Source organism: Bacillus cereus group sp. BfR-BA-01379 (assembly GCF_022663605.1).
Lineage (GTDB): Bacteria > Bacillota > Bacilli > Bacillales > Bacillaceae_G > Bacillus_A > Bacillus_A mobilis.
Window position 1 is genome coordinate 13998 of the sequence record NZ_JAKUFT010000007.1, and the last position, 22861, is coordinate 36858.

The following is a 22861-nucleotide window of genomic DNA, read 5'->3' on the forward strand; positions in this document are numbered from 1 at the left end:
TTTTTCTTATTTCTCTACTGACGCCCATTTAAAGCTTAAATCGCCGCCATATTTATGGTTGTACATATTTTTAATTGATTCTCTTTGTATATATGCTCTACCACGTTGATATACTGGAACAATCGCAGCGTCATCAAGTAACATTTTCTCTGCTTCTAGTAAGTTTTTCCAACGAGCATTTACATCGCTTCCATCTTTCTTCGCTTTCATGATAATTTCATCATATTTCGGATTAGAGTATTTCATTTTATTTTGCGATCCGTCCGTTATAAACATATCAAGGTATGTAACTGGATCTGGGAAGTCTGCACTCCATCCAGAGAATGACATCACATAATCGCCCGCATCTTCTAATTTTAGTTTTTGCGCGAATGGTTGTTGTTTAATTTTCACTGTTAAACCTGGTAAATTCTTTTCTAACTCACCTTTTAAATATTCACCCGTTTTCTTCGATAATTCAACGTCTTCATTTAATAGCTCTAATTCGATTTCATTTTTACCAAGTTCTTTTTTACCAGCTTCCCAATACTTCTTCGCTTCTTTCACGTTTGGTTTTACAATATCTCCATTTACAGCACGGAAGTCTTTCTTATCTGGCCCTTTAATGAAGTTATCAGGAATTAATCCTGTTGCTGGCTTAGAACCGTTATTTAATAATGTATCAACGAACGGCTTACGTTCAAAAGCAAGTGAAATTGCTTTACGAATATTTTTATTTGCTAAAGCTGGGTCTTTTTGATTTAAACGAAGGAAGAATACAGATGTATCTTCTACCGTTTGGAAATCTGGTTTTCCTTTATATTTATCGATGAACTCTGCTAATAACGTCGCTCGATCGACTGCGTTTGTTTCATATAAATTAATTGGCGTAGACGTATCTTTTACAATATTAAAGTTTACTTCCTCAATCTTCACTTCTTTATTGTCCCAATATGACGCGCTCTTTGTCATTTTAAAGCTACGTTCATGTTGCCAATCACTTAATGTAAATGGTCCGTTATAAAGTGTTGTATTCGCTTCCAAACCAAACTTCGTACCTTGCTCTTTCACAAACTTTTCATTCACAGGATAGAAGATTGGATATACCATTAAATCTACAAGGTATGGAATTGAATTGTCTAATTCCACTTCTAATGTATGATCATCAATCGCTTTCACCCCTAATTGATCTGGACTCATCTCTTTTTTATTAATTTTCTCTGCATTTTTTATATCATACATAATGTACGCTGATTTCGCAGCTGTATCTGGGTTAATCGCTCTTTGCCATGCGTATACGAAATCCTTCGCCGTCACAGGCTCACCATTTGACCATTTCGCGTCTTCACGTAATTTAAATGTATATTTTTTACCGTCTTCTGACTTTTGGAATTCCTTCGCTACACCAGGAACTAGCTTATCATCTTTACCTAAACTGTATAAGCCTTCCATCGTATTAGTCATTACTCTTGAAGAAACTGCATCAGCTGATAACGCTGGGTCCATCGTTGGAATTTCTTGTGTTTCAATTAAGTTAATAACTTGCTTCGCACCGCTTTTCCCGCTATCCCCTTTTGCGTTCGCTTGCGGTTCATCTTTTTGGTAGCTACATGCCCCTAACATCATGCTCATTGCTACTGTTGACGCTACAAAAACTGGTATCTTTTTTTTCATACTTCCACCCTCCAAAAAAATGTTAGCCCTTTCATTTTCAAACAAATAGAAATATATATATGTTCTAACAATTCGTATTATACACACAAATATATTTTTTGTATATTTATATTTCTATTTTATTAAAATTTTCTGTTAAGAAATAAACCTTTGTAAACGTTTTATATTGTTGATTTTTCTTACTAAAGTGTTAAAAATGAAGTTTATTGTATTTTTCTAAATTATCAGAGAAAAACAAATTTTATATCCTATAATACTTTCTGCATAATTATCCTTCTCTTTTTATCATAAAATAGCACCCTCTTCATATTAAAGATATGTAGGTTAAAATGAGTGCAAAGGATACGAAAGTATGTTACGATACATTTTGCTAAAAATAGATATCGGTAAAGAGGGGACGGACATGACAGCAATTCAGGCAAAAAACGGGCCGACAGAGAAATTAAGTTTATTCTTATTAACATGGCCTATTTTTCTAGAAGTTTTTCTATTTATGTTAATGGGGATCGCTGATACTTTCATGTTAAGTGCATTATCAGACGATGCTGTATCTGGGGTTGGTGCAGCGAATCAATATCTCCATATCGCTATTTTGGTACTAGAAGTCATCGGGAACGGCGCAGCTATCGTCGTATCTCAATACCTCGGTTCCAAACGTTTTATGGAAGCATCTAAAATATCAGCTTTAGCCGTCACATTAAATTTAGTGGTCGGACTCATTATAAGCGCTGGTTTTCTTTTATTTTCAAAACATATGATGATGGCAATGAACTTACAAGGCGATGTACTCATGTATGCGCAAAACTATTTATCCATCGTCGGAGGCGCTATTTTCCTTCAAGCTATTATTAATTCATTAGCCGCAATTATCCGCGTACATGGCTTCACAAAGCAAGCGATGTTTATTTCACTTGGAATGAATATTATTCATATCGCTGGAAACTACGTACTCATTTTCGGAAAATTTGGTTTCCCAGAGCTCGGTGTACAAGGGGCTGCTATTTCTTCTGCTGTCAGCAGATTAATCGCACTTATCGTTTTTTTCTGGTTACTGTACCGCGTTATGGAATACCGTGTGAAATTACAATATTACTTCACCTTATCAAAAGAATACATCGGGAAAATTTTAAAAATCGGGATTCCATCTGCATTTGAACAGGTTATGTATCAAGCTTGCCAAATTGTCTTCTTATACTATGCAACATACTTAGGAACGGAATCATTAGCGGCGAGACAATACGCTACGAATATTTCTATGTTCACTTATTTATTCGCGATTGCGATTGGTATGGGAACAGCCATTATTATCGGACGCCTCGTTGGCGGTGGTGAAAAAGACGAAGCGTATGAACGCGTATGGAAAAGTGTAAAGTGGGCAATTGGAGTCACTTTATGTATGGTCGCTCTCGTCATTACATTCCGTACACAATTAATGGGACTATTTACAGATAATCCGCACATTATTACGTTAGGTGCATCAGTTCTTTTACTAAGTGTACTACTTGAAACGGGACGTACAATGAACATCGTCATTATCAATTCACTTCGCGCAGCTGGTGATGCAAAGTACCCAGTTTTAATCGGAGCATTCTCTATGGTGTTAATGAGTTTACCACTCGGTTACTTTTTCGCCTTCCATTTAGATATGGGGCTCGTTGGTATTTGGTTAGCGATTGCTATTGATGAATGGACACGTGCCATCATTATGTTCTTCCGCTGGAAAAGTAGAGCGTGGGAACGTTATGCACTCGTTAAACCTGAAGAACAAGAGGAGAGTGTTTCTGTTCAGGCACAGTAATACTCGTTTAATCAAAATGCATGTATTCACTTACAAACAAATATTAACAATAAAACTGTTTATATAGTAGAAAAAAGCCAATCTTCCATAACGGAAGATTGGCTTTTTATTATTGATAAATCTCTTTATACTTCTTATACTCCGCTTCAGAACATAAGACGAAATGTCCTGGGCGAATTTCACGCATTGTTGGTGCTTCACTACCATAATCATGCTGAGATGGATCGTATACGATACGTTTACGATTACGCTCATAATCTGGATCTGGAAGCGGAATTGCTGATAATAGTGATTTCGTATATGGATGAATTGGATTCGCATATAACTCTTCACTTGTTGTAAGCTCAACGATTTGACCACGGTACATTACACCGATGCGGTCACTAATGTATTTTACCATTGATAAATCATGGGCAATGAATAAGTATGTTAAACCTTTTTCTTTTTGTAACTTTTTCAGTAAGTTTACAACTTGCGCCTGGATTGAAACATCAAGTGCTGAGATTGGCTCATCGGCAATGATAAATTCAGGTTCTACAGCAAGTGCGCGAGCGATACCGATACGTTGACGTTGTCCACCTGAGAATTCATGCGGGAAACGGTTTGCGTGCTCTTTATTTAAACCAACTGTGATTAATAATTCATGAACACGGTCCATACGCTCTTTTTTGCCTTTTGCTAGTCCGTGAATATCAATACCTTCTGCAATAATATCCCCTACTGTCATACGAGGGTTTAATGATGCATATGGATCTTGGAAAATCATTTGCATTTTACGGTTGAACTTCTTCAGTTGTGCGCGTGATTTTTTACCATGTACATTTTCACCATCGAACAATACTTCACCAGCAGTTGCATCATATAAACGAATAATCGTTCTTCCAGTTGTTGATTTACCACAACCTGATTCTCCTACAAGACCAAATGTTTCTCCGCGGTAAATATCAAATGAAATATCATTAACCGCTTTGACAACACCACCACTCACGTCGAAGTGCTGCTTTACATTTTTTACTTCAATTAATTTCTCACGTTGTTTAGTCATGTTGTTCACCTGCTTTCATTTGAAGAATGCGTTTTTCAACAACTGCCGGCGGTCTTACTTCTGGAGCTTGCTCGTGAAGTAACCAAGTTGCCGCGTAGTGTGTATCACTTACTTTAAATAAAGGTGGGTCCATTTCAAAATCAATTTTCAGTGCTTGCGGGTTACGTGGTGCAAAAGCATCTCCCTTTGGCGGCTTCAATAAATCTGGAGGCGTTCCAGGGATTGCATATAACTCTTCTTCTGAACCATCTAAACTTGGCATAGATGCGATTAGGCCCCAAGTGTACGGATGTTTTGGATTGTAGAAAATTTCATCAACCGTTCCAATTTCAACAACTTTACCAGCGTACATAACCGCTACACGGTCCGCAACGTTTGCCACTACACCTAAGTCATGCGTAATGAAAATGATTGCCGCTTCTGTTTTTTGTTGAATGTCTTTCATAAGCTCTAAAATTTGCGCCTGAATTGTAACGTCTAGCGCTGTTGTCGGCTCATCGGCAATTAATAATTTCGGGTTACAAGCTAACGCCATCGCAATAACTACACGCTGTCTCATACCACCTGAGAATTGATGAGGATATTGTTTTAAGCGCGCTTCTGGATTTGGAATACCTACAAGGTCGATTAATTCTAATGCAACTTTACGTGCATCTGCTTTACTCATCCCTTGGTGTTTAATAAGGCCTTCCATAATTTGATTTCCGATTGTCATCGTTGGGTTTAATGATGTCATAGGATCTTGGAAAATCATCGCGATATCTTTACCGCGCACTTGTTGCATTTCTTTTTCTGTTAATTTCGTTAAATCACGACCTTCAAATACGATTTCACCGTTTTTAATACGTCCTGGAGGATTCGGAATTAATCCCATTAACGCTTTAGAAGTAACTGATTTACCAGAACCAGATTCTCCTACAATCGCTAATGTTTCTCCTTTTTTCAAATCAAAAGTAACACCGCGTACAGCTTGTACTTCACCTGCATGTGTATCAAAGGAGACTTGCAAATCTTTTACCTCTAACAATGTTTTCATTTTTACTTCTCCCCTCTTTTACTTACGCATTTTTGGATCTAACGCGTCGCGTAATCCGTCTGCCATTAAGTTGAATGCTAAGATTAACATACTGATGACAACCGCAGGGATGAACATCATATGTGGATACGTTTGAATTGATTTATAACCATCATTTACAAGAGAACCAAGTGACGCAAATGGTGGCTGAATTCCTAAACCAATGAAACTTAAGAACGCTTCACCAAACACCGCTGATGGAATTGTAAACATTGTCATTACGATGATAGGTCCCATTACGTTTGGAATTAAATGTTTCACAATTAATTGTGTATTTGTTGCACCTAATGTACGAGATGCTAATACATATTCTTGGTTTTTTAACTTTAAGATTTGTCCACGAACAATCCGCGACATCCCTATCCAGCCTGTAATCGCCATTGCAAGTGTAATTGACCATATACCAGATCCCATAATGATTACCATTAAAATAACGATGATTAAGTATGGAATACCGTTAATAATCTCCATAACACGTTGCATAATATTATCTACTCTACCGCCATAGAACGCTGAAATACCTCCGTATGCAACCCCAATTACTAAGTCAATCGCTGCTGCTAAAAGAGCGATATATAACGATACGCGCGTACCTTCCCATGTTCTTGTCCATAAATCGCGTCCAAGATCATCTGTACCAAACCAGAAATACTCTTTAATATCACGTTTTTCATATTGGTCAACACCATATTGATCTGTACCGTCAAATGGTAGCCAATGAACATTTTCAATAACAGGAATTTTCGGTGGTAATTTCGCACGACCTAAGTCTTGCTCTTTATACGAGTGTTTACTTACCATCGGCCCAAAAATTGCTAGTAATACAATAAGCGCTAATAAAACGAAACCTAACATTGCTCCTTTATGTTGGAACAAACGTCTTCTTACATCTTGCCAAAACGTTAAGCTTGGACGGGCAATGACTTCATTATCCACATTATTTTGATTGGCTTGTTGAAATAAATCTGGAGATAATTTTTGTACATCTTTCATCATTTTTTCCCTCCCGCTAAACGAATTCGAGGATCAATAATTCCGTATAAAATATCAACAATGAAAATAACTAAGATGAAAATCGCACTATAGAAAATTGTAGTTCCCATAATAACTGTATAGTCATTCACTGTAATAGATTTAACGAACTGTTCCCCTAGTCCTGGTACTGCATAAATTTGCTCGATAACGAGTGTTCCTGTAATTAATGCCGCAACCATTGGTCCTAAAATTGTTACAACTGGAATTAGCGCGTTACGAAGTGCGTGTTTTACAATGATAACGCCTTGACTAATCCCTTTTGCTTTCGCTGTTAAAATGTAGTCAGCTTGCATAACTTCAATTAACTCTGCACGAGAGAAACGTGCGATTGTTGCGATAACTGCCATCGATAAAGCGATCGTAGGCATCACTGTAAACTCTGGCCCTTTCCAGAAGGCTACTGGGAACCAACCAAGTTTTACCCCTACGAAATATTGTAGTAATGCGGCGAATACGAACGATGGTACCGACATCCCGAGTACGGAAATAATTGTCGCCCCATAATCGACCCACGTATTGTTACGAAGTGCCGCAACGATTCCTAAAAGTAAACCGATAAATGTTCCTAATATAATCGCTTGTAAACCAAGTTGTGCCGATGGTCCAATGCGATCCACAATCATATCTGTTACTGGACGGTTATCATATTGGAATGATACCCCTAAATCACCTTTTGCTAAGTTACCTAAGTAACGTGCATATTGAACTGGTACTGGATCATTTAAACCATATTTTTCAAGAATGATTTCTTTTTGTGCCGGTGATAGTTTCTCCTGGTTTTTAAGCGGAGAACCCGGAAGTAATTTCATCAAAAAGAAAGTCAGTGTAGTAATTAAAAATAATGTCAAAGCCATGTACACGAAACGTTTTAATACATAACGTCCCATAGTCAAGCACCTCCCCGTTTTTCTCAAAAGCAATAAGATAGTTTTAAATATTCTTACTTTTATTTTTTTAAAATAAGAGCATATGCCCATCATAGGCATATACCCTTATTCATGATGGAAACCATTTTTAGTTTTTGAGTTCAACCCACTTATAGCTAAATTCTCCGCCATATTTATGTTCTAATAGGCCAGTAATTGAGCCACGTTGTAAATAAGCTTTTCCTGGTTGATATACTGGAGCAATCGCTGCATCTTCAAGCAGTTGTTTTTCCGCTTGTAATAATGCATCCCAACGAGCTTGTACATCAACTTCTGTTTTCGCTTTTTTAATTAAATCATCATACGCTGGGTTTGCATAATTTACTTTGTTTTGCGCATTACCTGTCGTATACATTTCAAGGAATGACATTGGATCCATATAATCTGGACTCCATCCCGCATATGACATTGCATAATCTCCACTTGCTTCAAGTTTTAATTTTTGTGCAAATGGCTGCATTTTTGTGGAAACTGTTAAACCTGGTAAGTTCTTTTCAAATTGACCTTTTAAATACTCTCCGATTTTTTTAGCATCATCAGTATCAAAGTTTAATAGCTCTAACTCTACTTTGTCTACACCAAGTTCTTTTTTACCAGCTTCCCAATATTTTTGAGCTTCTTTCATATCCTCTTTTATAAGCTTTCCATTCTCTTCACGGAAGTCTTTTCCATTCGGACCTTTTGCTAAGCCTTTCGGAACAAAACCATATATACCCTCTGAACCATCGTTTAAGATAACTTTGCCGATATTTTCACGCTCAAAGGACATTGCAATTGCTTTTCGGATATTTTTATTTGCTAAAAATTTATTCTTTTCATTTAAGCGAATAAATTGTGTAGATGGTCTCTTAATCGTTTTAAAGTCAGCATCTGATTTGTATTTATCTACAAACTCTGATGTTAAGACTACACGATCAATTGCTTTCGTTTCATATAAATTTATAGCAGTTGAACGATCCTTAACAATATTGAAGTTTATTTCCTCAAGTTTCACTTCTTTATTTTCCCAATACGTTGGATTCTTCTTAAGTTGGAAACTTTGTTCATGCTTCCATTCATTTAATACGAATGGACCATTATAAAGTGTCGTATTGGATTCTAATCCAAATTTTGCTCCTTGTTCTGTTACAAACTTCTCATTCAAAGGATACAATGTTGGATAGACTGTTAAACTTACAAAATAAGGAACAGGGTTATCTAATTCCACTTCAAGTGTATGATCATCAATTGCCTTTACACCAAGTTCTTCAACTGGTAATTCTTTTTTGTTAACTTTCTCCGCATTTTTCACATCAAATAGTATGTAAGCAAACTTGGCACCCGTGTTTGAATCTACAGCTCTTCGCCAAGAATAAACGAAGTCTTTCGCTGTTACAGGTTCACCATTAGACCATTTCGCATCTTCACGTAACTTAAATACATACTTTTTGCCATCTTCTGATTTCTCATAAGATTTAGCGACACCTGGAACAAGCTTATCGTCTTTGCCCAGACGATATAATCCTTCCATTGTGTTATTCATGATGTTAGAAGATGTTGCATCTGTTGATAACGTCGTATCCATAGTTGGGATTTCAGCTGTCTCGGTTAGATTTAACACTTGCTTGTTTGAGGATTTTTCTTTTGCGCCTGCTTTATTATCCTCTTTTTGGTAACTACAAGCTCCTAACATACTGACAGTCAACGTCGATGCAAGTAATAACGGTATCTTTTTCTTCATGTTGTGTTGCCTCCCCTAATTGCACTTCCTGTACCCTCACTTGTAAAAATGTAGAATTGAAAGAATAATCTCCAAGTTTCTACAATTTTCATTATACATATAATATAACAATTGTGAATATAGTTTTTTGTTTTTTTGTTAAAATTTTTAATAAAATGTTTATTTTTTTATTTTTTTGTAAAGGGATACGTTAACATTGCTACCATCATCTTGAAATCAGACCTTTAATTGCGTATAATTTTCAAAAAATTAATTCTAGTACATATTATAGCTTTTATAGTATAATAATTCTAGTAATATTTTGACGGAGGGGAACATTTTGAATAAAGTTTTTTTTCATACTTGTATACTAATTTTCATAGCGATAATCGCTTCTAGTATTGGCGCATTCCTCGTTTCATCGCAATTTTTGTTGAATTTTGTCAATATATCGTTTTATGTCGCACTATTTTTTATTCTTGTTGGCGGTTTTTTATTCATATTTCAAAATGGATTTTTCAATGTAACAATTTACGCCTTCCAAAGAGTATTTGGTACAAACAAAAAAATTGAGTCTTTAATTGAAGAAGTAGAGGAACCTGTCGATAAGAAAGAACGTATTTATAAAACATATTCATACAAATGGACGTATCCAATTTGTATTACAGGTATCGTTCTTGGGTTGTTCTCGACCCTCATTAGCTTTACTATTTTGATGTAGTTTGCAAACACTATCCCATATGATATAATAATCAGCAAAACATTTTGTTATAAAACTTTAGTTCTTTCATATTAAAAGAGCTCAGGTAACAATAAATAATTTTATATGTATGCGATGATAAAGAAGAGTACATATTGAGGCAATTTCAGAGAGCTTGTGGCTGGTGTGAACAAGTAATTGTACAGTATGGAATGGGCTTTTGAGCACCAAACCGAACCGAAAGTAGTAGGCTTTGGCGTTATATCCAAACGTTATTATGGATTAGAGAGATTTCACAGTAGTGAAATAATTAGGGTGGTACCGCGGTCCATTCGTCCCTATAGTTTTTTGGGATGAATGGGCTTTTTTGTTTGCCTTCTCTTCCCTATCACGCATTCAAATTTAGGAGGAATTACTTATGTCAGTTATCTTTTCTGGTATTCAGCCGAGTGGAACGATTACACTTGGAAACTATCTAGGAGCTATGAAGCAATTTGCAGAGCTTCAAAATGAACACGACTGTTATTTCTGTATTGTAAACCAACATGCGATTACAGTACCTCAAGATCCCGTACAACTTCGTAAAAACATTCGCAGTCTTGCTGCGCTTTATGTAGCATGCGGCATCGATCCTGAAAAAGCTACTTTATTTGTACAGTCAGAAGTACCAGCACACGCTCAACTAGGATGGATTATGCAATCAGTTGCTTACGTTGGAGAATTAGAGCGTATGACGCAATATAAAGATAAATCTTCTGGTAGAGATTCAGTTCCAGCTGGATTACTAACGTATCCACCATTAATGGCTGCTGATATTTTACTTTACAACACTGAAATCGTACCTGTTGGTGATGATCAAAAACAACATATGGAATTAACACGTGACCTAGCAGAGCGTTTCAACAAACGCTTCCGTGAAGTGTTCACTGTTCCTGAAATTCGCATTCCAAAAGTAGGAGCTCGCGTTATGTCATTAACAGAACCTACGAAGAAAATGAGTAAATCTGATCCGAATCCAAAATCAATGATCAGTATGCTTGATGAACCGAAAACAATTGAAAAGAAAATTAAGAGTGCTGTAACAGACTCTGAAGGTATTGTGAAATTTGATAAAGAAAACAAACCTGGAATCTCTAACTTATTAACAATCTACTCTTCATTCTCTGGAAAAACAGTAGAAGAAATCGAAGCAATGTACGAAGGAAAAGGATACGGAGACTTCAAAGGCGACCTAGCACAAGTAGTCGTAGATGCAATTCGTCCAATCCAAGACAAATATAACGAACTAATCAGCTCACCAGAACTAGACGAAATTCTAGACAAAGGTGCAGAAAAAGCAAACCGCGTTGCATTCAAACAACTTCGCAAAGTAGAAAACGCAATGGGGTTAAGTAGAAAACGTAGGTAATGTAAAAAGCGGAAGCGGCTGGCTTAGAATGTGAGGGGGATGGAGCTCCTGACGTAGTGGCGCTTTTTGCCTCGTAGGAAGGCGCGAAGCCACCGAACATTCTTGCCGCTGGAGCTGGATTGCTATATAAAGCGGAGGCAGCTCGTTCAGCTCTGACTGGCTAAGGTTCTTTCCCACAGAAGGTGCTTTTTACCTTCTCGTGGGGAAGGTTCTTAGACACGAAGAGCTCGCTGCTGGAGCTGGATTTCTTAGAATGCTCGCTGAAGCCAAGTTACAGCAAATTAAAAAACCGCCAATTGGCGGTTTTTTAATTTACCTTCTGCTCGTTTTCCATTTCCCATAACTTTTCAAAGAATGGCTGTCCTTTTACGAGACGCTCGCATAATTGTTCGTGCTTCTCAGACCAGCCTGCTTTCGCTTCATCATACAGTCTAGACCAAATATCTTCAAATTCCATATGTTGAACCATTCCGTATGCTGATGGATCCCACTCTGTGAACCAATAGCGAATTTCCGCTGTGTTTTTCGTTGTATGTAATTGATCTAACGCCATAAATAATAATTGTTTAAGTTGTCTTTCTTTACGAGTTAAACCATTCATAATGAAAGGTGATGGTGATAAAATATGATGTTCTTTTTCCATTTCTTCTACTTGGAACTCATATTTTTCTGCTTGTACGCTTTCTACCATCTCATATACCATCTGCTCTTGGCGCGGTATAAGTCTACTTTTTCGAATTGGTACATTGTAACCAATTGTGTCGATCGCAATAATTCCTTTTCCATCTGTAACAACAAAGCAATACTCTTGCTGCAAACGTTCATGATTTTTACGAATATAAGCCTTATGATGTACGTCTTCCAACAACTTTTGCGGAAGCTCTAACAATTCGTCTTCGATGTAATGATATAATGTGGAATCTACTTTTAATAATGGCACTTGATCTAATAGCTCAATCGTATCATCTTTTCGCCATTCGTAAAAATGACAAACGTTATACCCATTCTCTTCACCTTCAAACCAATTTACCCATACATCATGTAGATATAACATTCACTACCCCTCACTTCACTACTGTTTGTATCAATCATTATGTTCAATTTTTCTTAACTTTATTCCACCTAAGGAAATATATTCTAATTAATATTTTTTCTTCTATTAATACTAAAAAAAACAGGAAATAGAGATCCTGTTTTTTATATATGAAATGTATTTGCTTTATTCAATATCGCTTTTGCATCTATAGATAATAAAGAAAGCGTATCTTCTCCTTCCGAAGTTACACAATCTTTGACAATATGAAATCCAAGTGCATAGCCAAGCATCTTCGGATAAGAATGAAATCCATTTAATAAGATGTCATGCTCCCTTGTTCCTCGTTTTATACTTATTCTTTCATGTACAACGTTTTCCCAATAATAAATAGCCTCTTCTTTTGAAAGATACGTCGTCCACGGTGCATTGTTTTTTTCTGAATATCTTTCCGTTACTGCTTGCTCAGCTAGCCCTTCCATAATCATCGTATCAAGTAATGTATATTCTGTTTCTTTCTTCTCAATTTGATGTAACCTACATATGTGATGATATTCATGCGCCAATAACACTTTTAATTCTTCCACCGAATTCCGTCCGCATACGAATAAGAAAATAACGTGACGCATAGATAATCCAGCCCTTCCGTTATACTCTTCTTGTACAGTTCGATTATAGGAATCTGATAATAAAATAAAGACAGGGACATCTGGACCTTTCAACCAATCTTTCAGTTTCTCATACTCCGTACGTAATTCTTTCCAAATTCCCTTCTTCTCTAACTCTTTAATTTCCTGTTCTCCTCGTATAACCGGGCGATACATACCTTTAGAAATTAAAAAGCGATACAATCTTTCTTTTGGCAGCGGGATATACTTCGTAAACTTCTCACACAGCTTTTCTGGCCGTCCATAATATAGATGTAACCACTCAGCAGTTTCAACAATCCCCATCTTTATCCCTCCTTTTTCTTATATATATGCAAAAGGAGAAAAAGGCGTAAAAATAAATAAGGAGTTTTTTCGCAATATGCTACGAAAAAACTCCTTATTTCATCTATTATTTATACGATTTAAATACTAATACTGCGTTATGACCACCGAATCCTAGTGAGTTACTTAATACTGCATTTACTTCTTGTTGTCTCGCTTTATTCGGCACGTAATCTAAGTCACATTCTGGATCTGGTGTTTCATAGTTAATTGTTGGAGGGATTACTCCGTCTGTAATTGATTTAATTGAGAAGATCGCTTCAACAGCACCAGCTGCTCCCAATAAGTGACCTGTCATTGATTTCGTTGAGCTAATTGCCACCTTATACGCATGCTCACCGAACGTTTCTTTAATTGCCATCGTTTCATACTTTTCATTCGCATCTGTACTTGTACCGTGCGCATTAATGTAATCAATATCTTCTGGCTGTAGACCTGCATCTGCTAAAGCTTGACGCATTGCACGCACGCCGCCTTCACCGCCAGGAGCCGGCATTGTAATATGGAACGCATCACCAGTTGCACCGTAACCAGCGATTTCCGCATAAATGTGAGCACCACGAGCTAATGCGTGCTCTAATTCTTCAAGAATTAAAATACCTGAACCTTCACCCATTACGAAACCGCTACGATTTTTATCGAATGGACGGCAAGCTGTTGCTGGATCTTCATTAAATGTTAATGCTTTCGCTGAACTAAATCCTGCAAATGCCATACTTGTTAACGGTGCTTCTGCTCCGCCTGTTATCATTGCATCAGCATCACCGCGCTGAATTGCTTTAAATGCATCACCAATTGAATTTGCACCAGATGCACAAGCCGTTACAGAACAAGTGTTAATTCCTTTTGCTCCTGTTGCGATTGATACTTGACCTGCTGCCATATCTGGAATCATCATCGGTACGAAGAATGGGCTCACGCGGCGCGGGCCTTTCTCAGTAAAAATCTTAAATTGTTCTTCGTATGTTTCCATACCGCCAATACCAGAACCAATCCATACACCAATTCGAGGTCCGTTTTCTTCTGTAATTTCAAGCTTTGCATCTGCAACTGCCATTTTCGCTGCTGCTACTGCATATTGTGTAAAGCGATCCATACGGCGCGCTTCTTTTTTATCAATATATTTCTCGACTTCAAAGTCGTTAATTTCTGCTGCTACTTTTGCTGGAAATAGTTCCGGATCAATTCTTGTAAGTCGTCCGATTCCAGATACACCCTTTTTAATGTTTTCCCACGCTGTTTCAACATCTGTACCGATCGGTGTAACAGCTCCTAGTCCTGTAATTACGACCCTCTTTTTTTCCATACAAAATACACTCCTTTTTTTCTCTCAGTCCTTATTTACCCCAACGAAGAGCAACTGCTCCCCATGTTAATCCGCCGCCGAAACCAACAAGTATAATTAAATCACCATCTTGAATACGTCCATTTTGCAATTCCTCTACCATTGCAATTGGAATTGAAGAAGCTGATGTATTACCAAACTTTTCAATTGTCATACTCATTTTTTCTTGTGGTAAATTTAATCTCTCTCTTGCAGATTCCATAATACGAATATTCGCTTGATGCGGTACTAAGAAATCCACATCCTCTTTTGTAAGACCGGCCTTATCCAGCACGCGAAGACAAGATTCACCAAGTTGACGAACGGCAAATTTAAAGACTTCTCTGCCATTCATCATAACATACTCGTCTTGATATAGATGCTTACCGCCACTTCCGTCTGCTCCTAATTCGAAAGATAGAACGCCTCTTCCTTCTGAAACAGCCCCCATTACGATAGCACCGGCTCCGTCTCCAAATAGTACTGCTGTATTACGATCATTCCAGTCTACAATTTTAGATAGTTTATCACTACCAACTACTAATACATTTTTATAAGTTCCCGTTTGAATAAATTGCTGCGCTGTAATCATTCCGTACATAAAACCAGCACATGCTGCACCTACATCCATTGCAGCTGCATGTTTCGCTCCAATCGCTTCTTGAATGACACAAGCTACTGCTGGAAACGCACGATCTGGTGTTACTGTCGCTACTAAAATAAGATCGATATCTTCTCCGCTAATCCCTGCATCTTCAAGTGCTTTTTTAGCAGCCTCTACGGCCATATATGAAGTATCTATTGTATCATCGGCAATGCGTCTTTCTGCAATTCCCGTTCTCGTACGAATCCATTCATCGGATGTATCCATTATTTTCTCTAAATCGTGATTTGTGACTACTTTTTCCGGCACATATCTTCCGATCCCTAAAATGCCCACGTTCACATCGCAGCCCTCCGTTTTATATCAATTATTATGACTTGGTACTAATTTTAAAACATAAATGTATTTTTGTCTAGAATATATTTCAGCTAAAACATAAAGCTAGGCATTATTCACTTTATTGTTTATTAAAAGAAACAGAAACATACCTTTCCTGTTTCTTTTGAAATATAAAAAGGCCCGAACCGCTTCTATTCACGGTTCGAGCCCCTCTTCCATCTAAAAAAGAAGGTTTTATTCTTTATCTGCTTTCCCAAGCTCATATGCTTCGTTCATAACTTTCATCAATAACTCTAATACTGGTTGTGCTTTCTCCATATCAAGCGCAATTCCATTATCATCTAAAATGGCCTTTGCTTCTGGTAAATGCTTCATTGCGATTTGTAAAAATTGCATACTTTTCTCATTCATATTATGTTCTTCCTCTCCATTAAAAATTTCACATACATAGTGTAACACGCTCGCTATCCTTCGTATAACTCTTTATATTTTTTCATATGTGCCAATTGTTTATTTAAACCGTATTCTAACGGAGTATTTCTTTTTATCGAAATAACCTCGACAGTATCATCTCTTTCTTCCTCATTCTCTTTATTCACTTTATCCTCTGCACGTAAAAGGTTCATACCTTTTTTCCATAATGATTTTTTACCACTAAGTAAATTGTATATACCGAGATGCTCCTCGTTCATTCCATTTTCCCATAAGTATTCACATACATCTTCCACGTACAGTAAATCACTTCCGTTTTCCTCACTCGCATAATGGCACTCTTTCTCATCCAGTTCTGATAAAATGAGCTGATGGTACATCATAAAAGATGGTTGCCATGGCCCATATAATATAGGAACTCGAAATACACTATATTGTAACTCTCCTTTTTTCAATCCTTCTTCCACTTTCGAAAATAGACGTTTATTTTCGGACTCATCTGTGTTTCCTACTTCAATAGAAGAAATTAGATTTAACTTCACTTTATGTTCTTCACACAATCTTACAATTCGCTTTAAATACTGTAATATGACCCTTTCATTCCGAAAGCCACTTTGTTGATTTGGCTCATACAAGCAAAAGTAAACCGTATCGAACCTCTCTCCTTCTACTGATCTCCATCCATCTTCATCTCTTATCGAATAATACGTAAATAACGCATTTCGCCCAATTAACAATAACTTCTCTTCATTAATTTTTGTCATATTCTCGAATTCATCAAAATCAAGACCGTACACTTCTACTTCTTCTGCAATCATTTTATTCACAAGGTGATAACCTACAAACGTAAGTGCACCTATAATTAGCACGCGCTCCATACCACCAACCCTTTCTCCTTGAAACAAATAGCTCCTCATTTATGTATATGGGAGCTTCACAATTCTTCTTCATATTTTTTAAAGAAATCAGTCGTTTGCCTAACCATTTTATATTTCACATCTTGCAGATGGAATAAGACAGAAGTATCGCATTGATTGAATTGCCTCATTTTCTCATATTTACGTAACAACTGTTTTCTTCCTCTTTTTTCTTGTGTTGATACGAAAACTTTAACAGGTACACAAGACGGAAGAAGCGTAAATGATTTCTTATTTATTTTGGATTCTAATTCCTCTTCTTTGGAGTCATACGCTAAACTTAATTCCTTCACTAATCTTTTGTAAAAAAACTTATGCTCTTTCTCAAACTCCACATATTCTGGTAAATCTAAACACGGATTTAACATAATGACTGAGCGTATACATTCAGGGTATTTGTTCATCATTTCAAGTGCTACAAGTGCACCCATACCATCTGCCATAATGTGCATTTTCGCATTTAATGTCTCTTTTCTCAAAACAACGTCATATAAGCGTTTTGCTAGACGAACAGATTGGTCGTTTCCCCAATGTCTTCCGTATAAATTAGAAGAAAAGACCGTGTAGCCTTCCTCAATAAGACCATGTAAAAAATAAGATCGACCTGCATGCTGTGTCCATAAACTTGTACCATTCTCAATAAAGTAGTTATAATCACCAAGAAGCATTACAGAAAATCCATTTGGCTTCTCCGGTAAATAAATAACACATGGTTCTTTTTCTAAGTAAAAAAAACGTTCCGTAATACTCATTTTTCCCCCGCCTTATTTTCTAAACGTATAAAAGTACTCTTCTATAATGTATGAACGGAATGCAAATTTGCGTTGAAAAATCTACAAATATTTTTCTATATTCTTTTTTCAATTGTGTTACAATAAGGACAGATTGAACGAATAGAGGTGTAAAATATGCGTTTCATTTGGGCATTAATTTGGTCGTTCGCGCTTGTACATATGATGAGCTACGTAATCGGCTCTATGACTGGCGGTACATACGATTTTAACCAAGCGTCTATTTTCTCAGTTGTTCTTGCGGTATTAGTACTAGCAATTTCAGCTGCAATTCCAAACGAGCCAGTAGAACAACACTAAAAAAAGAGTCCGGATTTTATCCGAACTCTTTTTTATTTTACTTTACATGAACGACTAATTCGTTATTTTCTACATCAACAACTACGTGACTGTTATCAGTAATCGTTCCTGCAATTAATTCTCTCGCTAATTTTGTCTCAACTTGACGCTGTACATATCGTTTTAATGGACGAGCTCCGTACATCGGATCAAAGCCAGCTTCTACAACAAATTCTTTCGCTGCGTCTGTTAATTCAACTGTAATATGACGGTCAGCTAAACGGCCTTGCAATTCTTTTACAATTTTATCAACAATACCTTTAATTTCATTCGTTGTAAGAGGTTTGAATAAAATAATTTCGTCGACACGATTTAAAAACTCTGGTCGGAAATGTCCTCTTAATTGCCCCATGACAAGTTCTCTTGATTCCTCTTTAATGGAGCCATCTTCTTCTAATCCATCTAACAAATGAGCAGATCCAATATTTGAAGTCATAATAATAACTGTATTTTTAAAGTCTACTGTACGCCCTTGCGAATCTGTAATGCGCCCGTCATCTAACATTTGTAATAAAATGTTGAATACTTCTGGATGTGCTTTTTCGATTTCGTCTAACAAAATAACTGAATACGGTTTACGTCTTACCGCTTCTGTTAATTGACCGCCTTCTTCATATCCAACATATCCAGGAGGCGCACCAATTAAGCGTGACACAGCGTGTTTCTCCATATACTCAGACATATCGATACGAATCATTTGCTCTTCACTATCGAATAAAGACTGTGCTAACGTTTTTGCAAGTTCTGTTTTACCAACACCTGTCGGTCCTAAGAAGATGAAGGAACCAATTGGACGGTTCGGGTCTTTAATACCAGCGCGTGCACGAAGAACTGCGTCTGATACTAAACTTACCGCTTCCTCTTGTCCGATGACACGCTCTGATAAAATTTGCTCTAAGCGTAGTAATTTCTCGCGTTCACCTTCAACGAGTTTTGCGACAGGAATACCAGTCCAGCGTGAAACAATATCAGCAATCTCTTCTTCACTTACTTCCTCACGTAATAAACGATTTTCTTGTTTATTATGTGCGCCCATTTCTTCTGCTTCTTTTAACTCTTTTTCAATTGCAGGAATTTTCCCATGGCGAAGTTCCGCTGCTTTATTTAAATCGTAATTACCTTCTGCTTCTTCTAATTCACGGCGCAGACGCTCTAAATGTTCACGTAAGTCACGAACTTTGTGAATATCTTCTTTTTCTTTCTCCCATTTCGCTCTCATACCACTTGCAACTTCTTTTAAATCCGATAATTCACGTTGCAACGTTTTTAGACGTTCTTGGCTACCAAAGTCCTTCTCTTTTCCAAGAGCTGCTTCTTCAATTTCCAGCTGCATAATGCGGCGCGTTACTTCATCTAATTCTGTTGGCATAGAATCAATCTCTGTTCGAATCGTTGCACACGCTTCGTCAACAAGATCAATTGCCTTATCTGGTAAAAAACGATCCGAAATATATCGATCTGATAAAACAGATGCCGCTACAATCGCACGGTCATGAATATTTACACCGTGATAAATTTCAAAACGCTCTTTTAAACCACGTAAAATGGAAATTGTATCTTCAACAGTTGGTTCTTCTGCTAATACTTGTTGGAAACGTCTTTCTAGCGCTGGGTCTTTCTCAATATATTTACGATATTCATCTAACGTTGTCGCCCCGATACAATGCAATTCACCACGCGCAAGCATCGGTTTTAACATATTTCCTGCATCCATCGCACCTTCTGTTTTACCAGCGCCGACAATTGTATGAAGTTCATCAATGAATAATAAAATGCGGCCTTCACTCTTTTTAATTTCATTTAATACAGCTTGTAGGCGCTCTTCAAACTCACCACGGAATTTCGCTCCAGCTACGAGCGCACTCATATCTAATGCAAAGATTGTTCTATCTTTTAACCCTTCTGGTACATCCTTTTTCACAATACGCTGTGCTAATCCTTCAACGATTGCTGTTTTACCAACACCTGGCTCACCAATTAAAACCGGGTTGTTTTTCGTTTTACGTGAAAGAATGCGAATAACACGGCGAATTTCACTATCGCGGCCGATAACAGGGTCAATTTTCCCCGCTCTTACTTCCGCCACTAAATCACGACCATATTTCTCTAACGCTTCATAAGTTGCTTCTGGATTTTGACTAGTCACTCTTTGATTCCCCCGAACTGTCATTAAAGACTGTAATAAGTTATCTTTCGTAATATGAAATTTTGTAAGTAATTGATTTATATCGCCTTTTTCTTCAGAAAAAGCAAGCAGTACATGTTCAACTGAAATGTAGTCATCTTGCAATTTCTCTGCTTCTTTTCCTGCTCTTACAAGCAGTTGTTGCAGAGCACCTGTTATATATAATTTACCTGCTTCTGCACCGCTTCCTGTTACAGAAGGCTTTTTCTTAATTAAACTTTCGGCGCCTTGCTTTAACGCTTCTATATCGACATTCATTTTTTGAAAAATACGTACTGCTAATCCATCTTGCTCTTCTAATAATGTAAACAAGAGATGAACAGTATCTACTTCTTGATGATGATGAGACACCGCTAAAGATTGGGCACTCATAATCGCCTCTTGTGTTTTTGTTGTCATTTGATTTAAGTCCATCTTTACAGCCCTCCAAATGTTTGACTTTCTTTGACCTTTGATTTGATTATACGCCAACTGACTTTTTTATACAATAATTTTGCTTATGTATTTTCAAACTTATTATTGGAAAAAGAAAAAGAGTGCATTCATTATACAGGTTAAAAAGTCACGGTAAATGAAATTACAATGCCCCATAACAAAAAAGCCGCAATAATGATTGCGGCTTCTGTTACGGTTTTCTTTTATATGTCCACTGACGGTTATGATTTGTGTTATCTGGAAACTTTTCACCGGCAGTTAATTTCACCATTTGCGGATCTTTTACCATACTTCCTGTTTCACCAATTTCTACATAAATGCCATCATTTGGCGCTTTTTGTCCAGAACGAAACCTGCGATTTTGTCCCATTTCCATTCTCCTTCCATGACGTCTTTGCCTCATTAGTATATCCATTTTCAAAGAAAGCTTTTCTGTCATGTTTAGGAAACAAGTACTACATTTCGTTCTTGTACATATACATGAATGACACAAGCTTAGGAAGGGATTTCTTTCCTATTTGTAGAAAAAAAAGAAACCAACCTACTATAGGCCAGTTTCAAAGGAGAGTCAAACATATACGAGAAGATTACATGTTCATTATAAGCTCCCTCACATGAGCAATGTAACCCTTTTCACAATTTGTACATAATGAAAGAAACATTATTTGAACTTTCTAAAAAGACGTTGACTTTTCTTAATTTCCAACGAGAAATAGTAGACACCGTAGCGCTTTGCGACGTAAGATGGATATATAGTGAAGTTTCCATCTTTGGTGGTCTCACCCAGCTCAACCTCTTATTTCTGCATATTAAAAACGGAAATACAGATAGAAACAAAAAAATTATTATAAGAGGTGAAATTATGAATAAACAACATTTAATCGCATTAGACTTAGACGGTACTTTATTAACAGACAACAAAATAATTTCCACTCGAACGAAACATACAATTGCAAAAGCAAAGGAACAAGGACATATTGTCGTTATTTCAACAGGGCGTCCATTCCGTGCTAGTTTTGATTACTATAAAGAACTTGGTCTGAATACACCAATCGTAAACTTTAACGGCGCTTACGTACATCATCCTCTTGATTCAAAATGGGGAACACATCACTCTCCTCTTGAGCTAGCAACAGCCCAAGAAATTGTCCGAGCTTGCTTTGATTTTGGTGTAAAAAATATATACGCTGAAGTAATGGACGATGTGTATGTTCGTGAAATTGATGAAGATAAAAAACATATTTTCGAATTCGGTTCTCCGAAGATTTTTACAGGAGACTTATTAAATACTTTAAACGATCATCCAACTTGCTTATTAATTGACGCACATGATGAGCATTCTAGCGCAATTCGTCAACATTTAACTGATATGCATGCTGAAGTAATCGACCATAGAAAATGGGGCGCACCTTGGCCAATTATTGAAATTGTAAAAAGCGGGTTAAATAAAGCTGTCGGATTACAAAAAATTTCTAGTCATTACAACATTCCACAAGAGCGCATTATCGCTTTCGGTGATGAAGATAACGACTTTGAAATGATTGAATTCGCTGGTCACGGCATCGCAATGGGGAATGCTATCCCTGAATTAAAATCACTCGCAAACCATACAACGTTAACGAATGAAGAAGATGGTATTGCACTATATTTAGAAGAGGTTCTTGGGTTGTAATCTAAAAATTCCCTGCTTATAGTTTCTCGCTAAACGCTCATACTATTATTAGACGCAAAAGTCAGCGCGTCGATTGTTTTCAGCTAAATAAAGGGGGTTTTTCGAATGGGTAAAAAGAACAAATCAAAACGTTTTATCCAACAAGGAGCCGATGCTGTAATGAAGCATGATGCAAGATTCCCGTACAGAGGTACATTAGCTGAGGCAGAAAAAGCGAGAAGTAACTCTTCTTTTGGAGGGGTTTAAATGGGGAACTTACTATTCCAACAAGCTAGAGATGCTGTTGCAAATGCCGTAACTTGTTCAAGCGGTGCTGAGCAACAAGATCTCGTATATAGAGCAAAAAACGCTTTGCACTCTGCTTATGCAAACTCTTCAACAGCTGAAAAAGTTCAGCTACGTGAAATGCAGGAGCAGTTGCAAAACATTACGAATTTGCATTAAAAAAGAGGACCAGCT

General features: G+C 37.1%; 22 protein-coding genes and 1 other annotated feature. Of the genes, 7 read left to right on the forward strand and 15 right to left on the reverse strand.

All coding sequences use genetic code 11. The annotated features are described in order from the left end of the window. Positions 1-6: 6 nt before the first annotated feature. Positions 7-1653, reverse strand: a complete 1647-nt coding sequence (locus MR113_RS04280; protein WP_242251443.1) for a peptide ABC transporter substrate-binding protein — start codon at positions 1651-1653, stop codon at positions 7-9. Positions 1654-2005: 352 nt separating this feature from the next. On the opposite strand from MR113_RS04280, the gene MR113_RS04285 reads away from it, so the two are divergent. Beyond that, complete coding sequence (locus MR113_RS04285; RefSeq protein WP_242251445.1) at positions 2006-3451, forward strand: MATE family efflux transporter; 1446 nt, start codon at positions 2006-2008, stop codon at positions 3449-3451. 109 nt (positions 3452-3560) lie between these two features. On the opposite strand, the gene MR113_RS04290 is transcribed toward MR113_RS04285, so the two are convergent. The 5 genes from MR113_RS04290 to MR113_RS04310 form a co-directional block, all read right to left on the reverse strand. Continuing rightward, the gene (locus MR113_RS04290; RefSeq protein WP_242251454.1) at positions 3561-4496 is read right to left on the reverse strand and encodes an ABC transporter ATP-binding protein; all 936 of its coding nucleotides are present in this window, start codon (positions 4494-4496) and stop codon (positions 3561-3563) included. After that, positions 4489-5532 carry an ABC transporter ATP-binding protein gene (locus tag MR113_RS04295; protein WP_000854348.1) on the reverse strand — a complete coding sequence of 348 codons (1044 nt, stop codon included), beginning with the start codon at positions 5530-5532 and terminating at the stop codon, positions 4489-4491. Before MR113_RS04295 ends, MR113_RS04290 begins: the two co-directional genes overlap by 8 nt. A gap of 18 nt (positions 5533-5550) precedes the next feature. After that, a complete protein-coding gene (opp3C, locus tag MR113_RS04300) occupies positions 5551-6567 on the reverse strand; it encodes an oligopeptide ABC transporter permease (protein ID WP_063260237.1) in 1017 nt (338 codons plus the stop codon). Next, positions 6564-7493, reverse strand: coding sequence for an oligopeptide ABC transporter permease (opp3b, locus tag MR113_RS04305; RefSeq protein ID WP_063260236.1), 930 nt, complete (start codon positions 7491-7493; stop codon positions 6564-6566). Before opp3b ends, opp3C begins: the two co-directional genes overlap by 4 nt. Positions 7494-7620: 127 nt before the next feature. After that, positions 7621-9252, reverse strand: coding sequence for a peptide ABC transporter substrate-binding protein (locus tag MR113_RS04310; protein WP_048559567.1), 1632 nt, complete (start codon positions 9250-9252; stop codon positions 7621-7623). A 319-nt stretch (positions 9253-9571) separates the two neighbouring features. Between MR113_RS04310 and MR113_RS04315 the strand changes: the two genes are divergently transcribed. After that, entirely contained in the window at positions 9572-9952 is a 381-nt protein-coding gene (locus MR113_RS04315) for a DUF3899 domain-containing protein (protein WP_242251457.1), read from the forward strand. Between the two features lie 105 nt (positions 9953-10057). Beyond that, positions 10058-10274, forward strand: a binding site (T-box leader). 75 nt (positions 10275-10349) lie between these two features. Further along, positions 10350-11339 carry a tryptophan--tRNA ligase gene (trpS, locus tag MR113_RS04320; protein WP_242251459.1) on the forward strand — a complete coding sequence of 330 codons (990 nt, stop codon included), beginning with the start codon at positions 10350-10352 and terminating at the stop codon, positions 11337-11339. A 307-nt stretch (positions 11340-11646) separates the two neighbouring features. On the opposite strand, the gene MR113_RS04325 is transcribed toward trpS, so the two are convergent. The 7 genes from MR113_RS04325 to MR113_RS04355 all read right to left on the reverse strand — a co-directional run bounded on the left by MR113_RS04325 (position 11647) and on the right by MR113_RS04355 (position 17732). Continuing rightward, on the reverse strand, positions 11647-12393 hold the full coding sequence (locus MR113_RS04325) for a YjbA family protein (RefSeq protein ID WP_088095535.1): 747 nt from the start codon (positions 12391-12393) through the stop codon (positions 11647-11649). 143 nt (positions 12394-12536) lie between these two features. Next, entirely contained in the window at positions 12537-13325 is a 789-nt protein-coding gene (locus MR113_RS04330; protein ID WP_242251461.1) for a DUF2268 domain-containing putative Zn-dependent protease, read from the reverse strand. 106 nt (positions 13326-13431) lie between these two features. Next, a complete protein-coding gene (gene fabF / locus MR113_RS04335; RefSeq protein ID WP_000412643.1) occupies positions 13432-14670 on the reverse strand; it encodes a beta-ketoacyl-ACP synthase II in 1239 nt (412 codons plus the stop codon). Between the two features lie 31 nt (positions 14671-14701). Continuing rightward, positions 14702-15634, reverse strand: coding sequence for a beta-ketoacyl-ACP synthase III (fabH, locus tag MR113_RS04340; RefSeq protein ID WP_071713724.1), 933 nt, complete (start codon positions 15632-15634; stop codon positions 14702-14704). A 231-nt stretch (positions 15635-15865) separates the two neighbouring features. Continuing rightward, positions 15866-16042, reverse strand: coding sequence for a ComZ family protein (locus MR113_RS04345; RefSeq protein ID WP_001986215.1), 177 nt, complete (start codon positions 16040-16042; stop codon positions 15866-15868). A 53-nt stretch (positions 16043-16095) separates the two neighbouring features. Next, positions 16096-16968, reverse strand: coding sequence for an NAD-dependent epimerase/dehydratase family protein (locus tag MR113_RS04350; RefSeq protein ID WP_242251463.1), 873 nt, complete (start codon positions 16966-16968; stop codon positions 16096-16098). A gap of 29 nt (positions 16969-16997) precedes the next feature. Beyond that, a complete protein-coding gene (locus MR113_RS04355) occupies positions 16998-17732 on the reverse strand; it encodes a lipase family protein (protein WP_048545174.1) in 735 nt (244 codons plus the stop codon). A 156-nt stretch (positions 17733-17888) separates the two neighbouring features. Here MR113_RS04355 and MR113_RS04360 point away from each other — a divergent pair, with 156 nt between their 5' ends. After that, positions 17889-18071 carry a YjzD family protein gene (locus MR113_RS04360; protein WP_001211112.1) on the forward strand — a complete coding sequence of 61 codons (183 nt, stop codon included), beginning with the start codon at positions 17889-17891 and terminating at the stop codon, positions 18069-18071. A 37-nt stretch (positions 18072-18108) separates the two neighbouring features. Here MR113_RS04360 and clpB read toward each other — a convergent pair whose 3' ends face one another. Both clpB and MR113_RS04370 read right to left on the reverse strand, forming a co-directional pair. Next, positions 18109-20709 (reverse strand): ATP-dependent chaperone ClpB, encoded by a 2601-nt coding sequence (gene clpB / locus MR113_RS04365; protein ID WP_242251473.1) that lies wholly within the window; start codon positions 20707-20709, stop codon positions 18109-18111. Between the two features lie 211 nt (positions 20710-20920). Beyond that, positions 20921-21100, reverse strand: coding sequence for a YjzC family protein (locus MR113_RS04370; RefSeq protein ID WP_000531421.1), 180 nt, complete (start codon positions 21098-21100; stop codon positions 20921-20923). 492 nt (positions 21101-21592) lie between these two features. Between MR113_RS04370 and MR113_RS04375 the strand changes: the two genes are divergently transcribed. The 3 genes from MR113_RS04375 to MR113_RS04385 all read left to right on the forward strand — a co-directional run bounded on the left by MR113_RS04375 (position 21593) and on the right by MR113_RS04385 (position 22846). After that, positions 21593-22402: a Cof-type HAD-IIB family hydrolase gene (locus MR113_RS04375; RefSeq protein WP_071721617.1), complete on the forward strand. Its 810-nt coding sequence runs from the start codon at positions 21593-21595 to the stop codon at positions 22400-22402. A gap of 105 nt (positions 22403-22507) precedes the next feature. After that, entirely contained in the window at positions 22508-22648 is a 141-nt protein-coding gene (locus MR113_RS04380) for a hypothetical protein (protein ID WP_000516816.1), read from the forward strand. Then, positions 22649-22846 carry a DUF3813 domain-containing protein gene (locus MR113_RS04385; RefSeq protein WP_000527404.1) on the forward strand — a complete coding sequence of 66 codons (198 nt, stop codon included), beginning with the start codon at positions 22649-22651 and terminating at the stop codon, positions 22844-22846. It begins immediately after the preceding gene. Positions 22847-22861 lie beyond the last annotated feature (15 nt).